Below are 18,865 nucleotides of genomic sequence, written 5' to 3'. Positions count from 1 at the left end.
GACTGCCGTTCTGGAATTAACTTACCGTATGATTAACGGAACAAATCGTTGTCAGCGTTGCGGTGGTAAACCTTGTGCTCCATGAATTCCTGAGTAGCCAGGATTGCAGGGTTAGGCATACGCTCATAAGCTCTGGAAATTTCAATCTGTTCTTTGTTCTCATGAATTTCTTCCAGACTGTCTGTATGGCTGGCAAACTCCTCCAGCTTGTTGTGCAGTTCTTCTCTCAGAGAGATATTGATCTGGTTGGCACGCTTGGCAATGATTGCAATAGACTCATACAGGTTACCTGTATGTGCTTTGATATCCACCAGGTGCTTGGTCTCCACAACATTGGAAGTATTGGCGCTAAGCTGTCTTCTTAGTTTGCTCATTGTTGTTAGTATTGATATTTTTTAAAAAATTATCGGTCTGTGTTTTGAATTTTGTCACCTCCTCCAGCAACTTACTGTCTCCGAAACGTTCTTTAAAATCTGCAATCTCTGCAAGTACTTTTTCAAAACGCTCTTTCTGTTTTTCCTCGTAGCTGTTTTCAGCATACTTATAGTATGAACGAATCACCAGCAACTTGTACTCATCTGCTCGCTTTGAATCAGGATAGTTATCTGATACATTTGCAAATGCGATGGCAGCAGCTTTGTAATAACCTAAGTCGTAATAGAGCTGTGCACTCTTTAATTCCTTTGCTTCGAGTTTCTCTCTGCAAACATCAATGATCTCGTTTGCTTCCTTTACACGCTTAGATGTTGGGTGGGTATTTATAAAAGCCTGCATCAAAGACATGGTCTTGTTTGTAGGCGTTTGATCTAATTCTACTTTGGGCGATTGCTTATAGAAACAGTAAGCACGCATATACTCACACTCTTCTGCCTTGGCACTTGTTGGGAAATATTCAACAAAGGTTTTGAAGAGGTTTTCTCCATTAATATAATCTCTGGTATTATAGTAGGAATATGCCCATTTATAGAACATATCTTCATAACGAGGAGATCCTTTTAGGTAGGGCGACAATTCTTCAAAGAGCTGCTGAGAGTAGTTATACTTTTTGTTGGCATAATACTGTTCAGCCATCTGGTACTTATACTCAAGGTCCTTGCTCTTCATTACCTTATTGAATTTGTTGGAGCAGGCCCCCAAAAACACGATTAAAGTAAATAACAGAATACGTAAGGTCCTCATCATAAAGCTGGCAAAATTAATGAATTAACGGCAATATATCCACCCAAATGCTGAATCGGGCAAAAGACCCGTTAAGATTTATCTAAAAACCTCATAATCAATAAAAAAGGCCATCCGCTAACGGATGGCCTCTACTGTAACTATTCCTACAAGGACAGGTGCTTATTTAGCATCTCCCTCGCCTTCCTGCAATTTGGCTTTGATTTCGGCCAGCGCACCCAGATCACCAAGGGTAGCTTTTTCTACCTTGTTCTGGATGGTTTTCACAGCTTTCTTCGTCTTTTCAGCTTCGCTGCGGGCTTCTTTCTTAGCGGCTTCCTTCTCTTCGGTCTTCACCTGTTCCCAGATACGGGCATGGCTAAGTACGATACGCTTCTCGTTGCGGTCGAATTCGATCACCATAAACTGGTTCACTTCATCAGCCTTAACGGTAGTGCCATCTTCTTTACCCAGGTGGCGGTTAGGCGCAAAGCCTTCCAGACCATAAGACAACTGTACCAAAGCACCTTTATCATCCTTACGGATTACGGTACCCTCATGCACTGTTCCGATAGCAAATGTATCTTCCAGTGCATTCCAGGGATCTTCTTCCAGTTGTTTGTGACCCAGTTGGAGCTTACGGTTTTCCTTATCGATGCTCAGGATAACTGTATCGATGTGCTCTGCAACTTTCACATACTCAGAAGGATGGTTGAAACGCTTTAACCAGCTCAGGTCGCTGATGTGGATCATACCACCGATACCAGCTTCCAGTTCAACAAATACACCATAAGGTGTAATATTCTTAACGAGACCCTTATGCTTGCTACCTTCTGGGAATTTATCTTCGATGGTAGTCCAAGGATCTTCGCTCATTTGCTTGATAGAGAGACTCATCTTGCGGCTGTCCTTATCCAGGGTAACCACTTTCGCTTCATGCTCATCACCCAGCTTGAAGAATTCTTTTGCATTGATTGGGGTATTGGCCCAAGTGATCTCAGATACGTGTACCAGACCTTCAACACCAGGCTGAATTTCCAAGAATGCACCGTAATCTTCGATGTTCACTACTTTACCCTTCACAACAGCACCTTCGCTGAGGTTTTCAGGCAGCACATCCCAAGGATGTGGCGTCAGCTGCTTCAGACCAAGGCTGATACGCTTCTTGTCGTCGTCGAAATCCAATACTACCACCTGCAGCTTCTGGTCGAGTTTTACAACCTCGCTTGGGTGAGAGATACGACCCCATGAAATATCTGTGATATAGAGCAGACCGTCCAGACCACCCAGATCCATGAAGGCACCGAAGTCGGTGATGTTCTTCACAGTTCCTTCCAGTACCTGACCTTTCTCCAGCTTGCTCATGATCTCTGCACGTTGTGCTTCGATATCGCTTTCGATGAGGGCTTTGTGTGATACTACTGCGTTCTTGATTGCTTCGTTGATCTTCACAACCTTAAACTCCATAGTCTTACCTACAAACTGATCGTAATCAGTTACAGGCTTCACATCAATCTGAGAACCTGGCAGGAAGGTTTCCATACCAAATACGTCTACGATCAAGCCACCCTTGGTTTTGCTGGTAACCACACCGGTAACCACTTCACCAGTCTTGTGTACTTCAACGATACGCTCCCATGCACGGAAGATGCGCGCTTGCTTGCGGCTCAGGTGCAGGTGACCTTGTCTGTCTTCTTTTTCTACAACCATCACTTCCACTTCATCACCAACTTTCAAACCTGGTGTGTCGCGGAATTCGTTCAATGATACCAGACCATCGCTCTTAAAACCAATGTTGATCACCACGTCGGTTTTGGTAACACCTACCACACCGCCTTTGATGATTTCACCATCATTGATCTGAACGAAAGTGGCATCGTACACTTTATCGTACTTCGCTTTTTCGTCTGCTTTGTAATGGCTTACATTGCGCTTGTCTACGCTCCAGTCAAAATCATCGTGCGCTGTAACAACAGCTTCCACAGGTGTGTTTGTTGACGCAGTAGTCTCAGCGGCCGCTTCGGCAGCACCAGTTGACTCCTGTGCATCTGCGTTTAATTGTTTAACAATCAGTTTCATAAAAAATCCCGAGGGTTTTAAATCGGGAGCGCAAAGGTAGGGAATCAAATGCGTAAAAAAGCAATCCCAGCCTGATTTTCAGGCATATTTTGACAAAAAATCATCAACCAAATAAGTTTAGCCTTTCTTAATCTCAGAATTATCGTTTTTGCCCTATTTTTTCTCCCTAATTCATTGATAATGAAACGTAATCTATTTCTACTCCTGCTGATTGCTGCAGCCTGTGGCAAAAACAGCACCCAAAACACCATTCCTGTTCCAGACCTGGTTCAGGCTTCACAAACACGTGCCAATATCGTAGGCCGCATTTTACTTTACGATGAAGACGGCAATCTTGCGGCTGATAACAGCGGCATTACCGTTGCCATAGACAACAGCACCGTACGTACGACTACTGATGCAACAGGTAACTGGAAACTGGATTCTATTCCGCAGGGCACTTATGACATCTCCTATACCAAAGCCGGTTATGGTACAGGCAAAATCATGGGTTTACACCACGCAGCCACCAACCACCAAACCACTAGTTTGGCTAAACCGGAAGTAATGAGTACCATATCAGGTATTGAAGTAACAGCATTACAAATTGCCGGTTTCGATAAGAATCCAACTGTACAAAACATGATCAGCCTTGGCTTGGCACATAATGGTGTTTTTATAGAACCCATTTTCACCAATACCTCCGGCAAGCTCAAGCCTGTTCGTTTCTTTTTTAGCGATAAAAATGATGTGAGCAGCAAGAATTATACTGCCACATTCAAACTCAAAATGAATGGCACTAATGAAATTACCGAGACCATGATTTTTGATACCAAATGGATGAACTCAAATGGTTTCAAAACTGGTCAAACAGTTTACGTTATTGCACATGGCGATGGCTCTGTGGATGATGGATATGATGACCCAGCTTCAGGTGTGCGCGTATATCCCAGCATCTCGCCTAAAGCAAGCCCCGTAAGTAGCTTTGTTGTACCGAAATAATCAGGACTGAATATAGTTCTGTAACTGATGGATGGTTTCTTGCTGATTGAGAATTGTCTCAGCCACCACATCATTCATCGAAACGATACCTGCCAGTTGACCATCATTGACAACAGGCAGGTATCTTATTTTAAATGAAGACATGAGTTGCATGCAAGTATCAATGGTGGTATTCATATCCACCGGTGGAAAATCACTGGTCATGATGTCTCCCACTGTGGTTTCATCGGAATGACGCCCTTTGAGAATCACTTTGCGTGAGTAATCGCGTTCCGTCATAATACCTGCAAAAACACCTTGTTTCATCACCACAACGGATCCGATGTTTTGATCGGCCATCATACGCAATGCATCAATTACTGTGGTTTCAGGTGGAACGCTGGCAATATGGTTTCCCTTGCGGCGAAGGATATCACTAACTTTTCTCATGAGGCAATCGTTTTCTTTAAATTACTAATTTTTACCCGGAAATTCACATCCATCAAAATCAGCTTATTTTAGTTCAAACTTTTGGACATGAAAAAGATGCTTCCAATACTGCTTGCGCTTTGCATCACTACCACTTTGTTTGCACAGACCAAACCAGCCCCTGCTACTACAAAAACCAATACAAAGCCTGTTATTGCCGTAAAACCTGTTGGCCCCAAAAAAGCGGATGGTAGTCTTGATATGCGTTATAAAGCCAATAAAGAAGCAGTTCGTGCTGCAGGCCCCAGAAAAAAGGACGGCACCCTGGATATGCGTTACAAAGTGAATCAGGAAAAAGTTAAGAAAGGGAAAGGCTGATATTTAAACCTGCTGTGCAATATGCTGTGCAGCTATCCAGCCAGATGTCCAGGCATGCTGAAAATTAAAACCGCCAGTAATGCCATCTACATCCATTACTTCACCGGCAAAATAAAGCCCTGGTAGCAGCTTGCTTTGCATACTATTCACATCAACTTCATTCAGTTGAATACCGCCACAAGTCACGAACTCTTCTTTGAAGGTTGTTTTTCCGTTTACAATAAATTCATTGGCCACTAATAAACGGATGAGTTGCTGCTGCTGTTTTGCAGGCAGATCTGCCCATCGCATTTGCTCGGTAACCCCTGCTTGTTCTAAAAAGAATGTCCAAAGTCTGTTGGGTAAGCCAAATGGATTTTTACCATGTATTTTTTGTGCAGCTTGAGTCTGACGCAAGTCTGTAAATGCTTCTTTTAGCGACTGCTCATGATATTCAGGCAACCAATTAACCATAGCTGTAAACTGATACTGTTTATCAGCCAGTTCTCTTGCACCCCAAGCAGATAAACGTAAAACAGCCGGACCGCTCATACCCCAGTGTGTAATCAATACCGGACCAGTCTCCTGCAATTTGGTACCGAGTATTTTTACTGAGGCATTCGCGACACTTACACCCATCAAAGCAGTAATTGGATGCTTAGGCATATTGAATGTAAACAAAGATGGAACAGGAGGTGTAATGGTATGCCCTGTTGCTGTTAACCAATCAAATTGTGCTGCTTTCGGATAGCCTCCTGTTGCGATGCAGAGATAATCTGCTTTAAGTATTCTGTTGCCTGCTGTAATCAGTACAAATTTTGCTTCATGTCTGCTTATCTCCTGCACATCACAATTCAATAACAATTCTACTCCATACTGATTGGCTTCGCGCAGCAAACAATCAATAATGGTCTGCGAACTATTGGTATTGGGGAACATCCTGCCGTCTGTTTCTTGTTGTATCCTAACACCGCGCTCTGCAAACCAACTCAATGTATCCTTCGGCGAAAACCAGTGAAGCGATTTTTTCAGAAATGATTGTCCGCGCGGGTACCTTCTGGATAATTCAGGAATCTCAAACAAAGCATGGGTAACATTACATCTGCCACCGCCACTCACTTTTACTTTTTGTAGTACTTTACCGGTCTTCTCTACAATAATCACTTGCAGCGCCGGTTGCAATCTTGCCGCATTTACTGCGCAAAAAAAACCTGCAGCGCCACCACCGATTACGATCAAAGTCTTTTTGTCTGCTGACATATACCTTGAGTAAGCATACCGCCCCGACTTCGTCGGGGCGGTATCTGTCAGAAATAACTTGTATTGAGGTTGGGATTCTTTTTCTCTACAGCCTCAATGATACTGTAGTCTGAAAGAATCAATGCCTGATTTCTTTTCACACACACATCGTGTTCAAAGTGCACAGACACTTTACCGTCTGCAGTACGCACCGTCCAACCATCAGCATCTGTAAACACTTCTCTCGTGCCGAGATTAATCATCGGCTCAATGGCCAAGACTAGATTTTCTTTCATCATCGGACCATTACCACGCTTGCCATAATTGGGCACTTGCGGATCTTCATGCAAACTTCTACCCAATCCATGACCCACTAATTCGCGCACCACACCATAACCATATTTCTTTTCTGTATGTTCTTGAATAGCATAAGAAATATCACCGATACGATTTCCTGCAATCGCTTTCGAAATCCCTTTGTACAAAGACTCCTTGGTTACTTTTACTAACTGAATATTTTCAGCACTTGTTTCACCAAGGATAAAAGTATACGCATGATCACCATGCCAACCATTCAAGATCACACCTAAATCAATCGATACCACATCTCCATCTTTCAATGGCGCATCATTTGGAAATCCATGGACCACCACATCATTTACACTGGCACAAATACTCCACGGATACGTATTCTGATAATTTTTAAATGAGGGAACTGCTTTATGATCACGCACATAGGTTTCACAAAGTGTATCAATTTGCTTTGTAGTAACACCAGGTTTCAGCATAGCAGCTACTTCGGCCAATGTCTGGCTAACCAACATTGCCGATGCTTTCATCATCGCTACTTCCGCATCTGTTTTATAAAAGATCATATTTTTTGAAAAAGTCATCTTTAAAAAAGAAACCTGTCAGGAGTACCTGACAGGTTGCAATATACTTTTAAATCAAGTACTCAGTTAAATAGCGCTTGAGCTAACTGATTGTCTGCCTTGTACACGACCGCCTTTCATCAAACCATCATACTGACGCATCAGCAGATAAGTCTCAATTTGCTGCAGTGTATCCAATACCACACCAACCATAATCAGCAGTGAAGTACCACCAAAGAAAGTACTGAAGCCTTGTGTAACACCCAGACGCTGAGCGAAACCAGGCATAATACCAACTATTGCCAGGAAAATCGCACCAGGCAAAGTGATCTTATCCATCACAGCACCGATATAATCAGCTGTAGGCTGACCGGGCTTCACGCCAGGAATAAAACCGTTATTACGCTTCAGGTCTTCACTGATTTGCTTAGGGTTAAAAATCAATGCTGTGTACAGGAAGGTAAAACCAATTACCATCACAGAATACACAACCATATACCAGAAATTACTGTGGTCATTGAAAATGCGCACAATACCCTGAGCAGAATCAATATTGGTGAATGATACCAATGTAGGCAGGAACATGATTGCCTGTGCAAAGATGATTGGCATTACACCAGCACTGTTCACCTTCACTGGCAGGAATTGACGTGCACCACCAAACTGACGATTGCCAATGATTTGCTTAGCATAATTCACAGGGATCTTACGAACACCCTGAACCAGGATAATCAGTCCCATGATGATCGCAACTAGAATAGCGATTTCAATCAAGAAGATTAATAAACCACCACCTGCACGCTCACTCTTAGCACCAAATTCCTGAATCAAAGACTGCGGCAAACGAGCAAGGATACCTACCATGATGATGATAGATGTACCATTACCCAAACCTTTATCTTGAATACGCTCACCCAACCACATGACAAACAGTGTTCCTGCTGTCAGTGTGATGATGGTACTGAACATAAAATAAGGTTTGAATGCTGGCAAGATCGCTTCAGCATAACCAGGGCTGTTAAGGTAAGCTACATAAGCACCTGCCTGGAAAGCAGTAACAATCACTGTGAGGTAACGTGTCCACTGATTAATCTTTTTACGACCGCTCTCACCCTCTTTCTGGATCTTCTGCAATTGTGGAACCAAAATGGTCATCAACTGCATAAAGATAGAAGCAGAGATATAAGGCATAATACCCAAGGCCAGAATAGAAGCCTGAGAAAATGCACCGCCTGCAAACATGTCGAACAAGCCAACTAATCCTTTGGTGTTTGCATTATTCTGAGCAGCTTCAATCAGGTTAGGATCGATGCCTGGCAGAACGATGTGGGTACCGAAACGGTAAGTGAGCACCAACAACAGCGTAACAACAATCTTGTCGCGCAGCTCATCAATACTCCAGATATTCTTTAATGTCTCAAATAATTTTTTCACAGATAGTCAGTTGAAAATGTGATCGCTGTAAAACCAAAAAGACGCATCGTTGATGCGTCGGGCAAGGTAGTTAAAATTATTTTACAATTTCAACAGAACCGCCTGCTGCTTCAACGGCAGCTTTGGCTTTGTCACTTACCGCATTTACTTTGAAAGTCAGCTTGGCTTTCAGTTCGCCTGTAGCCAGAACTTTCACTTTATCAGTGCGGCTGATCAGTCCGTTGATATAGAGGTTTTCCAGAGAGAATTCTGTGAAACCATATTTTTCTACCAGTTGGTCGATCTGACCCAGGTTGAACACTTTGTACTCAACACGGTTGTTGTTCTTGAAACCACGCTTAGGCAAACGACGTTGAATTGGCATCTGACCACCTTCGTGTGCCATCTTGTTCTTGAAACCAGAACGGCTCTGATGACCTTTGTTACCCTTGGTTGAAGTACCACCCTTACCGGATGCTTCACCACGACCTAAACGTTTTTCTTTCTTTACGGAACCTTCTGCAGGTTTGAGTGTGTGCAGTTTCATACTACTTTGATTTTGAACTTTCGGGGAATCACCCCTCGCGTTAATGAATAAATGAAGAAATGTGCAAACACAGTATTGCTACCGTATTTGCACATCAAAATGTCTTGATTAAGCCAGTTCTTCTACTTTCACCAGATGGCTCACCTTGTTCACCATACCCAGGATCTGAGGTGTAGCTTCTACTTCTTTAGAAGAGTTGGTTTTATTGAGGCCCAGTGCTTTCAGCGTGAGCTTTTGACGCTCTGGTCTGTCGATCGGGCTCTTTACCAATGTGATCTTGATCTTTTTCATGATACTATGCATTTGGTCATCCATTCGGCTGCATCGGTTGATGCGCAGAACCGGCGACAGTGTTATCCGTTAAATACTTTGCTCAGTTTCAGGCTACGTGTTTTAGCAACAGTTACAGGCTCTCTCAACAGCGTGAGGGCTTTGATGGTTGCTTTAACCACGTTGTGTGGATTGGCAGAACCCAGACTCTTAGCGAGTACGTCTGTTACACCAGCACTTTCCAATACAGCACGCATGCTACCACCGGCGATTACACCGGCACCATGTGCAGCTGGCTTGATCAATACTTTTGCAGCACCCTGCTTAGCAAATTGATCGTGTGGAATAGTACCATGCATTACAGGCACTTTCACCAGATTTTTCTTGGCATCTTCAATACCCTTGGTGATGGCTTCCTGAACTTCTTTGGCTTTGCCGAGACCTTGACCAACAACACCGTTTTCATTACCTACTACTACGAGGGCAGAAAAACTGAATGTACGGCCGCCTTTAGTAGTTTTCACTACACGGTTAATGGCTACCACTTTCTCTTTCAGTTCCATGTCGCCACCGGCTTTCACCTTATTTGCAATTACTTTAGACATTTATCTTTCGATTGTAAGAGTGAGCAATTAGAATTGAAGACCTGCTTCGCGTGCACCATCAGCTACAGCTTTCACGCGACCATGATAGAGGTAACCACCACGATCGAAAACCACTTTGCTGAGACCCAGTGCCAATGCTTTACGGGCAATAGATGCACCAACCAGTTTGCTTTTCTCTACCTTGTTTACTTTCTGTGCTACAATCTCCTTCTCTTTAGAAGAAGCTGCAGCCAGTGTATTACCGGTAGTATCATCGATCAGCTGAACATAGATGTCCAGGTTGCTGCGGAAAACAGACAAACGAGGCTTTTGAGCAGTACCCACTACATCCTTGCGGATTCTGAAGCGGATCTTTTGTCTTCTGAGCATTTTTGCGTCCATTGTTCTTTATTTATGCTCCCGATGCTGCCGGGAGTAGTTTATGAATGTTGATTATTTACCTGCGGCCTTACCTGCTTTTCTTCTCAGTACTTCATCGCTGTACTTCACACCCTTACCCTTGTATGGTTCAGGCTTACGCAGACTTCTCAGTTTGGCAGCTACCTGACCAAGCAATTGCTTGTCGATACCTTCCAGCATGATCTTAGGATTCTGACCTTTTTCAGTAACTGTAGCAACTTTCAGTTCGCTAGGTACTTCAAAGATGATATTGTGTGAATAACCCAAAGCCAGGTCTAATACGTTACCAGTGTTCGCAGCCTTGTAACCCACACCCACCAGTTCCAGTTCACGCTTGTAACCTTCAGTTACACCTTTTACCAAGTTGCCGATCAATGCGCGGTACAGACCGTGCATAGCGCGGTGACGGATTTGATCTGTTGGACGAGTTACCAAGACTTCGCCATCCTTCACTTCAATATTAATATCGCGGTCAATTTGCTGCTTCAGTTCACCCTTAGGGCCTTTCACAGTTACCACGTTGTCTTTACCTACAGTTACTGTTACGCCTGCAGGAACTACCACCGGTTTTTTACCAATACGAGACATAGTCGGTTTTAATTTTATTTGTTAGAAACAGATTCCGTGTTCAGCCACGACTATGAGGCTTAATTATCAGAACCTTTGATTAATTACGATACGTAGCACAATACTTCACCACCAACGTTCTGTGCTTTAGCTTGCTTATCAGTCAATACACCCTTAGATGTAGACAGGATGGCAATACCCAGACCGTTGATCACACGCTTGAAGTCAGCAGGCTTCGCGTACTGACGCAGACCAGGGCGGCTGATGCGCTCCAGGCTACGAATAGCAGGCTGCTTAGTTTGAGCATCGTACTTCAACGCGATCTTGATCAGACCTTGTTTGTTGTCGTCTTCAAACTTGTACTTCAGAATATAACCCTGATCGTACAGGATCTCTGTAATACGCTTCTTCAGGTTAGAGGCAGGAATTTCAACGATTCTGTGTCCGGCCAGTTGCGCATTACGAACCCTGGTTAAAAAATCTGCAATAGGATCAGTTACCATATAATTTGAATTAAATCAGTTCAGAATTTGTTTTACATCAAGCAGCCTGAATTACCAGGAAGCTTTCTTTACGCCTGGAATTTTTCCGTTCAACGCCATATCGCGGAACATCACCCTTGATATACCGAAGAAACGCATGTATCCCTTAGGACGACCGGTAAGCTGGCAGCGGTTCTTCAAACGAACAGGAGAAGCATTCTTAGGAAGCTTGTCCAGTGCTGCGTAGTCGCCTGCAGCTTTCAGTTCAGCACGCTTGTCAGCAAACTTAGCAACCAATGCTTCACGCTTGGCTTGTCTGGCTACTACTGATTTCTTTGCCATGTGATACGATTATTGGTTTAGTCTTTTTTATTTGATTTGAATGGCATACCCAGTTCCTTCAGCAATTCGAAAGCTTCTTCATTGCTGTTGGCTGAAGTAACGAAAGTGATGTCCATACCGGTGATCTTATTCACCTTATCGATATCGATCTCAGGGAAGATGATCTGTTCAGTAACACCCAGTGTATAGTTACCACGGCCATCGAAAGCCTTGTCACTGATACCTTTGAAGTCACGTACACGTGGCAATGCTACAGAGATCAGTCTGTCCAAGAATTCGAACATCTTCTCACCTCTCAGCGTAACACGTGCACCGATAGGCATACCCTTACGCAATTTGAAGTTGGAGATATCTTTCTTAGAAAAAGTAGCTACTGGCTTCTGACCAGTGATCATTGACAGCTCTTCAACTGCAATATCTACCAGCTTTTTATCAGCTACAGCGCCATTAACGCCACGGTTGATACAGATTTTCTCGAGCTTGGGGGCTTGCATGATGCTGCCATAACCAAACTTCTTCATCAAGGCAGGTACAACTTCGTTTTTGTACTTATCTGCCAATCTCGGAGTGTATTTTACAGTACTCATTACTTAATTACCTCCCCTGATTTTTTAGATACGCGAACTAATTTGCCATTTTCGCGGGTACGCTTCACTTTAGTAGCTGCACCTGCTTTAGCGTCCCACAACATCACATTACTGATGTGAATAGGCGCTTCAACCTTAACGATACCACCTTTGGTGTTTTGAGCCGTAGGCTTGGTATGCTTGGTTACAATATTGACACCTTCAACAACTACGCGAGACTTATCCAGAATCACTTCCAGCACCTTACGGGGCTTCTTGAGATCCTTGTCTTCACCGGCGATCACCACTACCTGGTCGCCTTTCTTGATGTTGAATTTGGGTTTAAATCTGTTACTCATTGTTCTAAGCTTTATGCTGTATGCTGATGCAAACGCTGTTTATGGATTACAGTACCTCAGGAGCAAGTGAAATAATCTTCATGTATCCTTTATCACGCAACTCTCTTGCTACTGGTCCGAAGATACGGGTACCGCGAGGTTCGTCTGAGTTGTTCAGTAACACAACGGCATTATCATCGAAACGGATATAAGAACCATCTTTACGACGCAGTTTGTTCTTGGTACGAACAATAACAGCTTTGGATACAGTACCTTTCTTCACACCACCTGCAGGCAGCGCGTCTTTTACTGTTACCACAATCTTGTCGCCGATCTTGGCGTAGTCTTGGCCGCTGTTACCCAGCACCCTGATACACAGTACTTCCTTAGCACCGCTGTTATCAGCTACGTTTAATCTGCTTTCTTGCTGAATCATCTTAATTAGTTTTTCAGTTCTGTGAACTTGTTTATCAATAGTAAAACAGCGGGATTACTTAGCTTTTTCTACCACTTCCACCAGTCTCCAACGCTTCGTCTTAGACATGGGGCGGGTTTCCATGATTTTCACTACGTCACCAACGCCGCACTCATCTTTTTCATCATGAGCATGGAACTTGGTAGTCTTCTTTACGAATTTTCCGTAGATAGGGTGTTTTACTTTTCTTTCTACAGCAACTGTGATGGTCTTAGCCATTTTATCGCTGGTAACAACACCAATCCTTGTTTTACGCAAATTTCTTTCAGCCATTGTTGTTTATTTATGGTTAGATACCCATTTCTTTTTTCTTCAATTCCGTTTTCAGGCGGGCGATATCCCTGCGCAGACCACGGATGGTCATCGGGTTCTCCAGTGGAGAGATCGCGTGAGCGAACTCCAGCTTCTTCAAACGAAGCTGATCTTCCTGGATTCTTGCTTTCAGATCTGATGTATTCAGATCTTTCAGGCTCTTGGTGAATTCTTGCTTTTTAGCCATTGCAATTCAGTTTTATAAATTAAGCTTGCAGGTCTCTTCTTACGACGAATTTGGTTTTGATCGGCAGTTTCTGTGCAGCCAGTTCCATGGCTTCTTTTGCTACTGCTTCAGGTACACCATCGCATTCGAAGATGATACGACCTGGTTCTACCACAGCGGCCCAGAACTCAGGGTTACCCTTACCTTTACCCATCCTCACTTCAAGAGGCTTACGGGTGATGATTTTATCTGGAAACACCCTGATCCACACGTTACCTTCACGCTTCATGGCACGTGTCATGGACTGACGGGCAGCTTCAATCTGGCGGTTAGTTAACCAGATGGGTTCCATAGCTTTCAATGCAAAAGAACCGAAGGAAATCTGGGTGCCACGCTTGGCAACTTCCCTGATGCGTCCTTTTTGCTGCTTTCTGTGTTTACTTCTTTTAGGCTGTAACATTGCTTCGCTATTTTGTTTCTGCCGTTACCGACAGAGATAATATTTGATTACTGTCTACCTTGATTAGTTTTTGCGTTCTCTTGAACCACCGCGGCCGCCTCTGTCGCCACCACGTCCACCGCGGTCGCCACCACGTTCACGATCTCCACCGCGATGATCTCTTCTATCGCTCACATCGCTCTTACCACCGATGAAGTTTGGATTCAATTCACGCTTGCCCAGTACTTCACCTTTACAGATCCATACTTTGATACCGATTTTACCGTAAACAGTTTGTGCAAAAACGTTTGCGTAATCGATGTCCATACGGAAAGTATGCAATGGCGTACGGCCTTGCTTGAATTCTTCGCTACGGGCAATCTCAGCACCACCCAGACGACCGCTGAGTTTTACCTTGATACCTTCTGCACCCATACGGAGTGTAGAAGCAATCGCCATCTTAGTAGCACGCTTGTAGTTGATACGGTTTTCGATCTGACGAGCGATGGTATCACCAACAATTGTTGCATCCAGTTCAGGACGACGGATCTCCAGAATGTTGATCTGTACATCTTCTTTACCGGTAAGCTTCTTCAGCTCTTCCTTGATGCGGTCAACTTCACCACCACCTTTACCGATAATGATACCTGGCTTAGATGTGTGGATTGTTACGATGAGTTTACCAAGTGTACGCTCGATCACGATCTTGGCAATACCACCCTTGTTGATACGTGCATTCAGGTAGGTACGGATCTTGTTATCCTCGATCAGTTTGTTAGCAAAGTCTTTCTTGCTACCATACCAGTTACTCTCCCATCCGCGGATGATACCTAACCTGTTACCAATTGGATTTGCTTTTTGACCCATATAAAGGTTTTATCAATTAGTTTTTAGAATCTACGATGATTGTTACGTGGTTGCTGCGCTTACGAACTCTATAGCCACGGCCCTGAGGTGCAGGACGCATACGCTTCAATGTTCTGCCGCCATCCACGAAAATGGTTTTTACCACCAGGCTGTTATCAGCTGCGCTCTTGCCTTCATTCTTCTGTTCCCAGTTGTTGATGGCACTCTTCAGCAATTTGAAGAGGGGAACCGCATTATGTTGTGGATGGTGCTCCAGCACAGCCAGGGCTTTTTCCACTTCCATGCCACGGATCAAATCAGCCAGCAAACGCATTTTGCGTGGGCCGGTGGGGTAATTTCTCAATTTAGCTACTGCTTCCATTTTTTTATGGTTTCAAGTGATTGGGCGAACCCGCTCACAATTAACATGCTTATTTCTTGGTTCCTGCGTGACCTTTGAAGTTTCTGGTAGGGGCAAACTCACCGAGCTTATGACCAACCATGAATTCTGTTACATACACAGGGATAAACTTGTTACCATTGTGTACTGCGAAAGTGTGGCCTACGAAATCTGGTGTGATAGTAGAGCGACGGCTCCAAGTCTTCAACACACCCTTCTTAGCACCACCATCATTGATGGCGATCACTTTCTTCTCCAGTTTACTGTCTACGTAAGGACCTTTTTTAATTGAACGAGCCATAGTGTTTGTTGATTTGTTTCGCTATGCGCGAAACCATTTTAACATTGAATTATTTAGTAAGCTTTTTACCGTTGCTGCGCTGGATGATAAGCTTATCGCTACCCTTTCCATGCTTTCTGGTTTTTTCACCCTTCGCATACTTACCAGTACGTGATCTTGGATGACCACCTGAAGCTTTACCTTCACCACCACCCATTGGGTGATCTACTGGGTTCATGGCAACACCACGGTTGCGAGGACGAATACCCTTCCATCTGTTACGACCAGCTTTACCTGCAGTTTCCAGGTTGTGATCGCTATTAGATACCACACCTACAGTTGCCATACAGTTGATCAGCACTTTGCGGATCTCACCAGAAGGCATTTTCAGTACAGCATACTTTTCTTCTTTGTTTGTCAGCTGAGCCGAAGAACCGGCACTTCTTGCCATCTTTCCACCATGACCAGGCTGCAGTTCAATGTTGTGCACATTGGTACCGAGTGGCATGTTCTTCAGCAACAGGGCATTACCCAATTCAGGCGCTACATCCGGACCAGCTTGCACTTTTGCACCTACCTGCAGACCCTGAGGAGCGATGATATAACGCTTCTCACCATCAGCATACTGAATCAATGCGATGAATGCAGTACGGTTTGGATCATATTCGATAGTAGCTACAGTACCTTCAACATTGTGCTTATTACGCTTGAAGTCTACAATACGATACTTCTTCTTGTGACCGCCACCCATGTAACGCATAGAGCGACGACCTTGTACGTTACGACCACCAGTGCTCTTCTTAGGCTCTACCAAGCTCTTTTCAGGCTCGTTAGTAGTGATCTCAGCATAAGCGTTACCGATTCTCCAGCGGGTACCGGCGGTAATGGGTTTATACTTTTTTAATGCCATTGTGTATTTGTTTGTGCGGAATTTTCAGCTCCGCGTACTATAAATTAAATGTTTGCGTACAGATCAATTGTTTCACCTTCAGCTACAGTAACCAATGCTTTCTTGTAAGCAGGCTTCTGTCCTTTCAGGAATCCAGCTTTTGTGTAACGAGTCTTGTTCTTACCAGGAACAACAGATGTGTTCACATCTACAACACTCACACCATAGAAATCTTCTACAGCTTTCTTGATCTCCAGTTTATTGGCCTTACGAGCTACCTTGAAAGCATACTTTCTCAGCGATTCCTGCTGACCATTTGCTTTCTCGGTTAAGATCGGCTTGATTAAAATTTCGCTCTGTTTCATTTGTATTAAGTTGAAACGTTAGTCAATTAAGCTGCAGCTTCTTCTACCTGAAGATCTTTTGCTGCGTTTTCAGTAATTACCAGAACATCTGCATTCATGATATCATATGTATTGATATCAGCAAGTAAAGTGCTGGCTACATTTGGAATGTTACGAGTGCTCAAGTACAGATTATCATTGTACTCAGCCAGAACCACCAATGTTTTCTTGTCAGCAACATTCAGGCTCTTCATCACATCTACCAATTGCTTAGTCTTAGGCGCATCCATTGTAATGTCTTCAACAACTACGATAGCGCTTTCCTTAGCCTTATAGCTCAGTGCAGAGATCTTTGCGAGATCCTTCACCTTACGGTTCAATTTGAAATCGTAGCCATGTGGCTTAGGTCCGAAGATGGTACCACCACCCTTGTATAAAGGGTTACGGATATTACCCTTACGGGAACCACCTGTACCTTTTTGACGGTGCAACTTACGGCTAGCACCTTTTACCTCGGCACGAGTTTTTACTTTGTGTGTACCCTGATGGCCAGCAGCTAAATACTGCTTAACAGCCAGGTAGATCACGTGATCGTTTGGTTCTACACCAAAGATCTCTTCAGGCAATTCAACCGTTCTGCCGGTCTTTTGTCCTTGTATATTTAAAACATCTACTTGCATGGTCATTCAATTAATTGGTGATTACTTCTGGATGTACACGATAGAACCGTTGTGACCCGGTACAGAACCGCTCACGAGGATATAGTTCTTATCAGGGAATACCTTCAACACTTTCAGGCCCTTCATCTTCACACGGTCGTTACCCATGCGGCCCGCCATACGCATACCTTTGAATACGCGGCTGGCATCAGAAGAGTTACCGATAGAACCGGGTGCACGCTGACGATCGTGCTGGCCGTGTGATTGCTCACCCACACCAGAGAAACCGTGGCGCTTTACAACACCCTGGAAACCCTTACCCTTGGTAGTACCTACCACATCAACTTTCTCGCCTTCAGCGAAAATGTCTACGGTGATGGTTTCACCCAGTGCTTTTTCTATTGAATAATCGCGGAATTCTTTAACGAAACGCTTGGCGGCAGTGTTGGCTTTTGCGAAGTGATTGAGTTCAGCCTTGATAGAGTGCTTTTCGTTCTTGTCGCCAAATGCAAGCTGCAATGCAGTATAACCGTCTGTATCAACGGTCTTAACCTGTGTTACCACACAAGGACCAGCTTCGATGATGGTACAAGCTGTTTGCTTGCCATCCGGGCTGAAGACGCTGGTCATCCCGATTTTTTTACCAATAATACCTTTCATCTGTTTGCGGTTTATGCCCCGCAGAGGTATGGAGGACATCCCGTTGATGAATACGGGATTCAATCCTTGTTCGCCACCGACCTTTTCCTTTGTCCAACAAACTTAACTGTTGGTCCTTTACGGATTCGGAAGTACCAGTGGTAAACAAACCTCGAAGGGCTTGTTTATATTTACCCTCTTCGTTAGAAGAGGAAGTACTTACATCAGAGCTTTTTTCTCCCGAAACTTCGGGATTGAAAGATGACAATGAATTATAAGAACTAATGCATTGTTACTCCTGAGAGCAACGCCGCGGTTTTCTACGCTTTGATCTCAACTTCCACACCTGAAGGCAGATCCAACTTACTCAGTGCATCTACTGTTCTGGAAGAAGAAGTATAAATATCCAACAAACGCTTATGCGTGCAGAGCTGGAACTGCTCACGGCTCTTCTTGTTCACGTGTGGTGAACGCAGTACCGTGAAAATGCGCTTGCGCGTAGGCAAGGGAATTGGACCAGTTACTACTGCACCTGTGCTACGCACAGTCTTTACGATCTTCTCAGCAGATTTGTCTACCAAGTTGTGGTCGTATGATTGTAATTTGATTCTGATTCTCTGCGACATAGTCTAAACCCAATTTTCCGATTGGGGTTGCAAAGGTAACGGCTTGCCTGCGTTCAGACAAGAAAAACTTGAATATTTTTTAAAAAATCGTACAAATTTTCAGCAAACCCCTGCTTCCCAAACAAAAGCCCTGTGAAAAACTCACAGGGCTTTGTATATCAATCAAT

General features: G+C 44.0%; 30 protein-coding genes. 2 read left to right on the top strand and 28 right to left on the bottom strand.

Annotated features, from left to right (window positions below):
- Positions 1-32: 32 nt before the first annotated feature.
- The 3 genes from J0L83_00690 to rpsA all read right to left on the bottom strand — a co-directional run bounded on the left by J0L83_00690 (position 33) and on the right by rpsA (position 3,237).
- Positions 33-374: a DNA-directed RNA polymerase subunit omega gene (locus tag J0L83_00690; protein ID MBN8663062.1), complete on the bottom strand. Its 342-nt coding sequence runs from the start codon at positions 372-374 to the stop codon at positions 33-35.
- Positions 349-1,182: an outer membrane protein assembly factor BamD gene (bamD, locus tag J0L83_00685; GenBank protein MBN8663061.1), complete on the bottom strand. Its 834-nt coding sequence runs from the start codon at positions 1,180-1,182 to the stop codon at positions 349-351. The genes J0L83_00690 and bamD overlap by 26 nt, the downstream gene beginning before the upstream one ends.
- 159 nt (positions 1,183-1,341) lie before the next feature.
- Complete coding sequence (gene rpsA / locus J0L83_00680; GenBank protein MBN8663060.1) at positions 1,342-3,237, bottom strand: 30S ribosomal protein S1; 1,896 nt, start codon at positions 3,235-3,237, stop codon at positions 1,342-1,344.
- Between the two features lie 180 nt (positions 3,238-3,417).
- Between rpsA and J0L83_00675 the strand changes: the two genes are divergently transcribed.
- Positions 3,418-4,218: a carboxypeptidase regulatory-like domain-containing protein gene (locus J0L83_00675; protein ID MBN8663059.1), complete on the top strand. Its 801-nt coding sequence runs from the start codon at positions 3,418-3,420 to the stop codon at positions 4,216-4,218.
- On the opposite strand, the gene J0L83_00670 is transcribed toward J0L83_00675, so the two are convergent.
- Positions 4,219-4,647 (bottom strand): CBS domain-containing protein, encoded by a 429-nt coding sequence (locus J0L83_00670; GenBank protein ID MBN8663058.1) that lies wholly within the window; start codon positions 4,645-4,647, stop codon positions 4,219-4,221.
- A gap of 87 nt (positions 4,648-4,734) precedes the next feature.
- Here J0L83_00670 and J0L83_00665 point away from each other — a divergent pair, with 87 nt between their 5' ends.
- Entirely contained in the window at positions 4,735-5,004 is a 270-nt protein-coding gene (locus tag J0L83_00665) for a hypothetical protein (GenBank protein ID MBN8663057.1), read from the top strand.
- Between the two features lie 3 nt (positions 5,005-5,007).
- Here J0L83_00665 and J0L83_00660 read toward each other — a convergent pair whose 3' ends face one another.
- The 24 genes from J0L83_00660 to rpsJ all read right to left on the bottom strand — a co-directional run bounded on the left by J0L83_00660 (position 5,008) and on the right by rpsJ (position 18,698).
- Positions 5,008-6,243 carry an NAD(P)/FAD-dependent oxidoreductase gene (locus J0L83_00660; protein ID MBN8663056.1) on the bottom strand — a complete coding sequence of 412 codons (1,236 nt, stop codon included), beginning with the start codon at positions 6,241-6,243 and terminating at the stop codon, positions 5,008-5,010.
- Positions 6,244-6,290: 47 nt separating this feature from the next.
- Positions 6,291-7,097: a type I methionyl aminopeptidase gene (gene map, locus J0L83_00655; protein MBN8663055.1), complete on the bottom strand. Its 807-nt coding sequence runs from the start codon at positions 7,095-7,097 to the stop codon at positions 6,291-6,293.
- Between the two features lie 84 nt (positions 7,098-7,181).
- Positions 7,182-8,528 (bottom strand): preprotein translocase subunit SecY, encoded by a 1,347-nt coding sequence (secY, locus tag J0L83_00650; protein MBN8663054.1) that lies wholly within the window; start codon positions 8,526-8,528, stop codon positions 7,182-7,184.
- 76 nt (positions 8,529-8,604) lie between these two features.
- A complete protein-coding gene (rplO, locus tag J0L83_00645; protein ID MBN8663053.1) occupies positions 8,605-9,054 on the bottom strand; it encodes a 50S ribosomal protein L15 in 450 nt (149 codons plus the stop codon).
- Positions 9,055-9,162: 108 nt separating this feature from the next.
- Positions 9,163-9,345 carry a 50S ribosomal protein L30 gene (gene rpmD / locus J0L83_00640; protein MBN8663052.1) on the bottom strand — a complete coding sequence of 61 codons (183 nt, stop codon included), beginning with the start codon at positions 9,343-9,345 and terminating at the stop codon, positions 9,163-9,165.
- Positions 9,346-9,407: 62 nt separating this feature from the next.
- Positions 9,408-9,929, bottom strand: coding sequence for a 30S ribosomal protein S5 (rpsE, locus tag J0L83_00635; GenBank protein MBN8663051.1), 522 nt, complete (start codon positions 9,927-9,929; stop codon positions 9,408-9,410).
- Positions 9,930-9,956: 27 nt separating this feature from the next.
- On the bottom strand, positions 9,957-10,310 hold the full coding sequence (gene rplR / locus J0L83_00630) for a 50S ribosomal protein L18 (protein ID MBN8663050.1): 354 nt from the start codon (positions 10,308-10,310) through the stop codon (positions 9,957-9,959).
- A 51-nt stretch (positions 10,311-10,361) separates the two neighbouring features.
- Entirely contained in the window at positions 10,362-10,916 is a 555-nt protein-coding gene (gene rplF, locus J0L83_00625) for a 50S ribosomal protein L6 (protein MBN8663049.1), read from the bottom strand.
- An 83-nt stretch (positions 10,917-10,999) separates the two neighbouring features.
- The gene (rpsH, locus tag J0L83_00620) at positions 11,000-11,398 is read right to left on the bottom strand and encodes a 30S ribosomal protein S8 (protein MBN8663048.1); all 399 of its coding nucleotides are present in this window, start codon (positions 11,396-11,398) and stop codon (positions 11,000-11,002) included.
- A gap of 51 nt (positions 11,399-11,449) precedes the next feature.
- The gene (rpsN, locus tag J0L83_00615; GenBank protein ID MBN8663047.1) at positions 11,450-11,719 is read right to left on the bottom strand and encodes a 30S ribosomal protein S14; all 270 of its coding nucleotides are present in this window, start codon (positions 11,717-11,719) and stop codon (positions 11,450-11,452) included.
- 17 nt (positions 11,720-11,736) lie between these two features.
- Entirely contained in the window at positions 11,737-12,306 is a 570-nt protein-coding gene (gene rplE / locus J0L83_00610) for a 50S ribosomal protein L5 (protein ID MBN8663046.1), read from the bottom strand.
- The gene (gene rplX, locus J0L83_00605) at positions 12,306-12,644 is read right to left on the bottom strand and encodes a 50S ribosomal protein L24 (protein MBN8663045.1); all 339 of its coding nucleotides are present in this window, start codon (positions 12,642-12,644) and stop codon (positions 12,306-12,308) included. The genes rplE and rplX overlap by 1 nt, the downstream gene beginning before the upstream one ends.
- A gap of 46 nt (positions 12,645-12,690) precedes the next feature.
- Entirely contained in the window at positions 12,691-13,059 is a 369-nt protein-coding gene (gene rplN / locus J0L83_00600) for a 50S ribosomal protein L14 (GenBank protein MBN8663044.1), read from the bottom strand.
- A 54-nt stretch (positions 13,060-13,113) separates the two neighbouring features.
- Positions 13,114-13,371, bottom strand: coding sequence for a 30S ribosomal protein S17 (gene rpsQ / locus J0L83_00595; GenBank protein MBN8663043.1), 258 nt, complete (start codon positions 13,369-13,371; stop codon positions 13,114-13,116).
- Positions 13,372-13,387: 16 nt separating this feature from the next.
- Complete coding sequence (gene rpmC / locus J0L83_00590; protein ID MBN8663042.1) at positions 13,388-13,597, bottom strand: 50S ribosomal protein L29; 210 nt, start codon at positions 13,595-13,597, stop codon at positions 13,388-13,390.
- Positions 13,598-13,616: 19 nt separating this feature from the next.
- The gene (gene rplP / locus J0L83_00585) at positions 13,617-14,036 is read right to left on the bottom strand and encodes a 50S ribosomal protein L16 (protein ID MBN8663041.1); all 420 of its coding nucleotides are present in this window, start codon (positions 14,034-14,036) and stop codon (positions 13,617-13,619) included.
- 63 nt (positions 14,037-14,099) lie between these two features.
- The gene (rpsC, locus tag J0L83_00580) at positions 14,100-14,882 is read right to left on the bottom strand and encodes a 30S ribosomal protein S3 (GenBank protein ID MBN8663040.1); all 783 of its coding nucleotides are present in this window, start codon (positions 14,880-14,882) and stop codon (positions 14,100-14,102) included.
- Positions 14,883-14,898: 16 nt separating this feature from the next.
- On the bottom strand, positions 14,899-15,243 hold the full coding sequence (gene rplV, locus J0L83_00575; GenBank protein ID MBN8663039.1) for a 50S ribosomal protein L22: 345 nt from the start codon (positions 15,241-15,243) through the stop codon (positions 14,899-14,901).
- 49 nt (positions 15,244-15,292) lie between these two features.
- Positions 15,293-15,562, bottom strand: a complete 270-nt coding sequence (gene rpsS / locus J0L83_00570; protein ID MBN8663038.1) for a 30S ribosomal protein S19 — start codon at positions 15,560-15,562, stop codon at positions 15,293-15,295.
- Positions 15,563-15,611: 49 nt separating this feature from the next.
- Positions 15,612-16,451 (bottom strand): 50S ribosomal protein L2, encoded by an 840-nt coding sequence (gene rplB, locus J0L83_00565; GenBank protein ID MBN8663037.1) that lies wholly within the window; start codon positions 16,449-16,451, stop codon positions 15,612-15,614.
- A 44-nt stretch (positions 16,452-16,495) separates the two neighbouring features.
- Positions 16,496-16,795 (bottom strand): 50S ribosomal protein L23, encoded by a 300-nt coding sequence (gene rplW, locus J0L83_00560; protein ID MBN8663036.1) that lies wholly within the window; start codon positions 16,793-16,795, stop codon positions 16,496-16,498.
- Positions 16,796-16,821: 26 nt separating this feature from the next.
- Positions 16,822-17,454: a 50S ribosomal protein L4 gene (gene rplD, locus J0L83_00555; protein ID MBN8663035.1), complete on the bottom strand. Its 633-nt coding sequence runs from the start codon at positions 17,452-17,454 to the stop codon at positions 16,822-16,824.
- Positions 17,455-17,475: 21 nt separating this feature from the next.
- Complete coding sequence (rplC, locus tag J0L83_00550; protein ID MBN8663034.1) at positions 17,476-18,093, bottom strand: 50S ribosomal protein L3; 618 nt, start codon at positions 18,091-18,093, stop codon at positions 17,476-17,478.
- Positions 18,094-18,392: 299 nt separating this feature from the next.
- Complete coding sequence (gene rpsJ / locus J0L83_00545; protein MBN8663033.1) at positions 18,393-18,698, bottom strand: 30S ribosomal protein S10; 306 nt, start codon at positions 18,696-18,698, stop codon at positions 18,393-18,395.
- Positions 18,699-18,865 lie beyond the last annotated feature (167 nt).

It is taken from the genome of Chitinophagales bacterium, assembly GCA_017303835.1.
Lineage (GTDB): Bacteria > Bacteroidota > Bacteroidia > Chitinophagales > Chitinophagaceae > JAFLBI01.
Note: the sequence above shows the minus strand (reverse complement) of the source record. Positions and strands in the feature narration are given on the sequence as shown.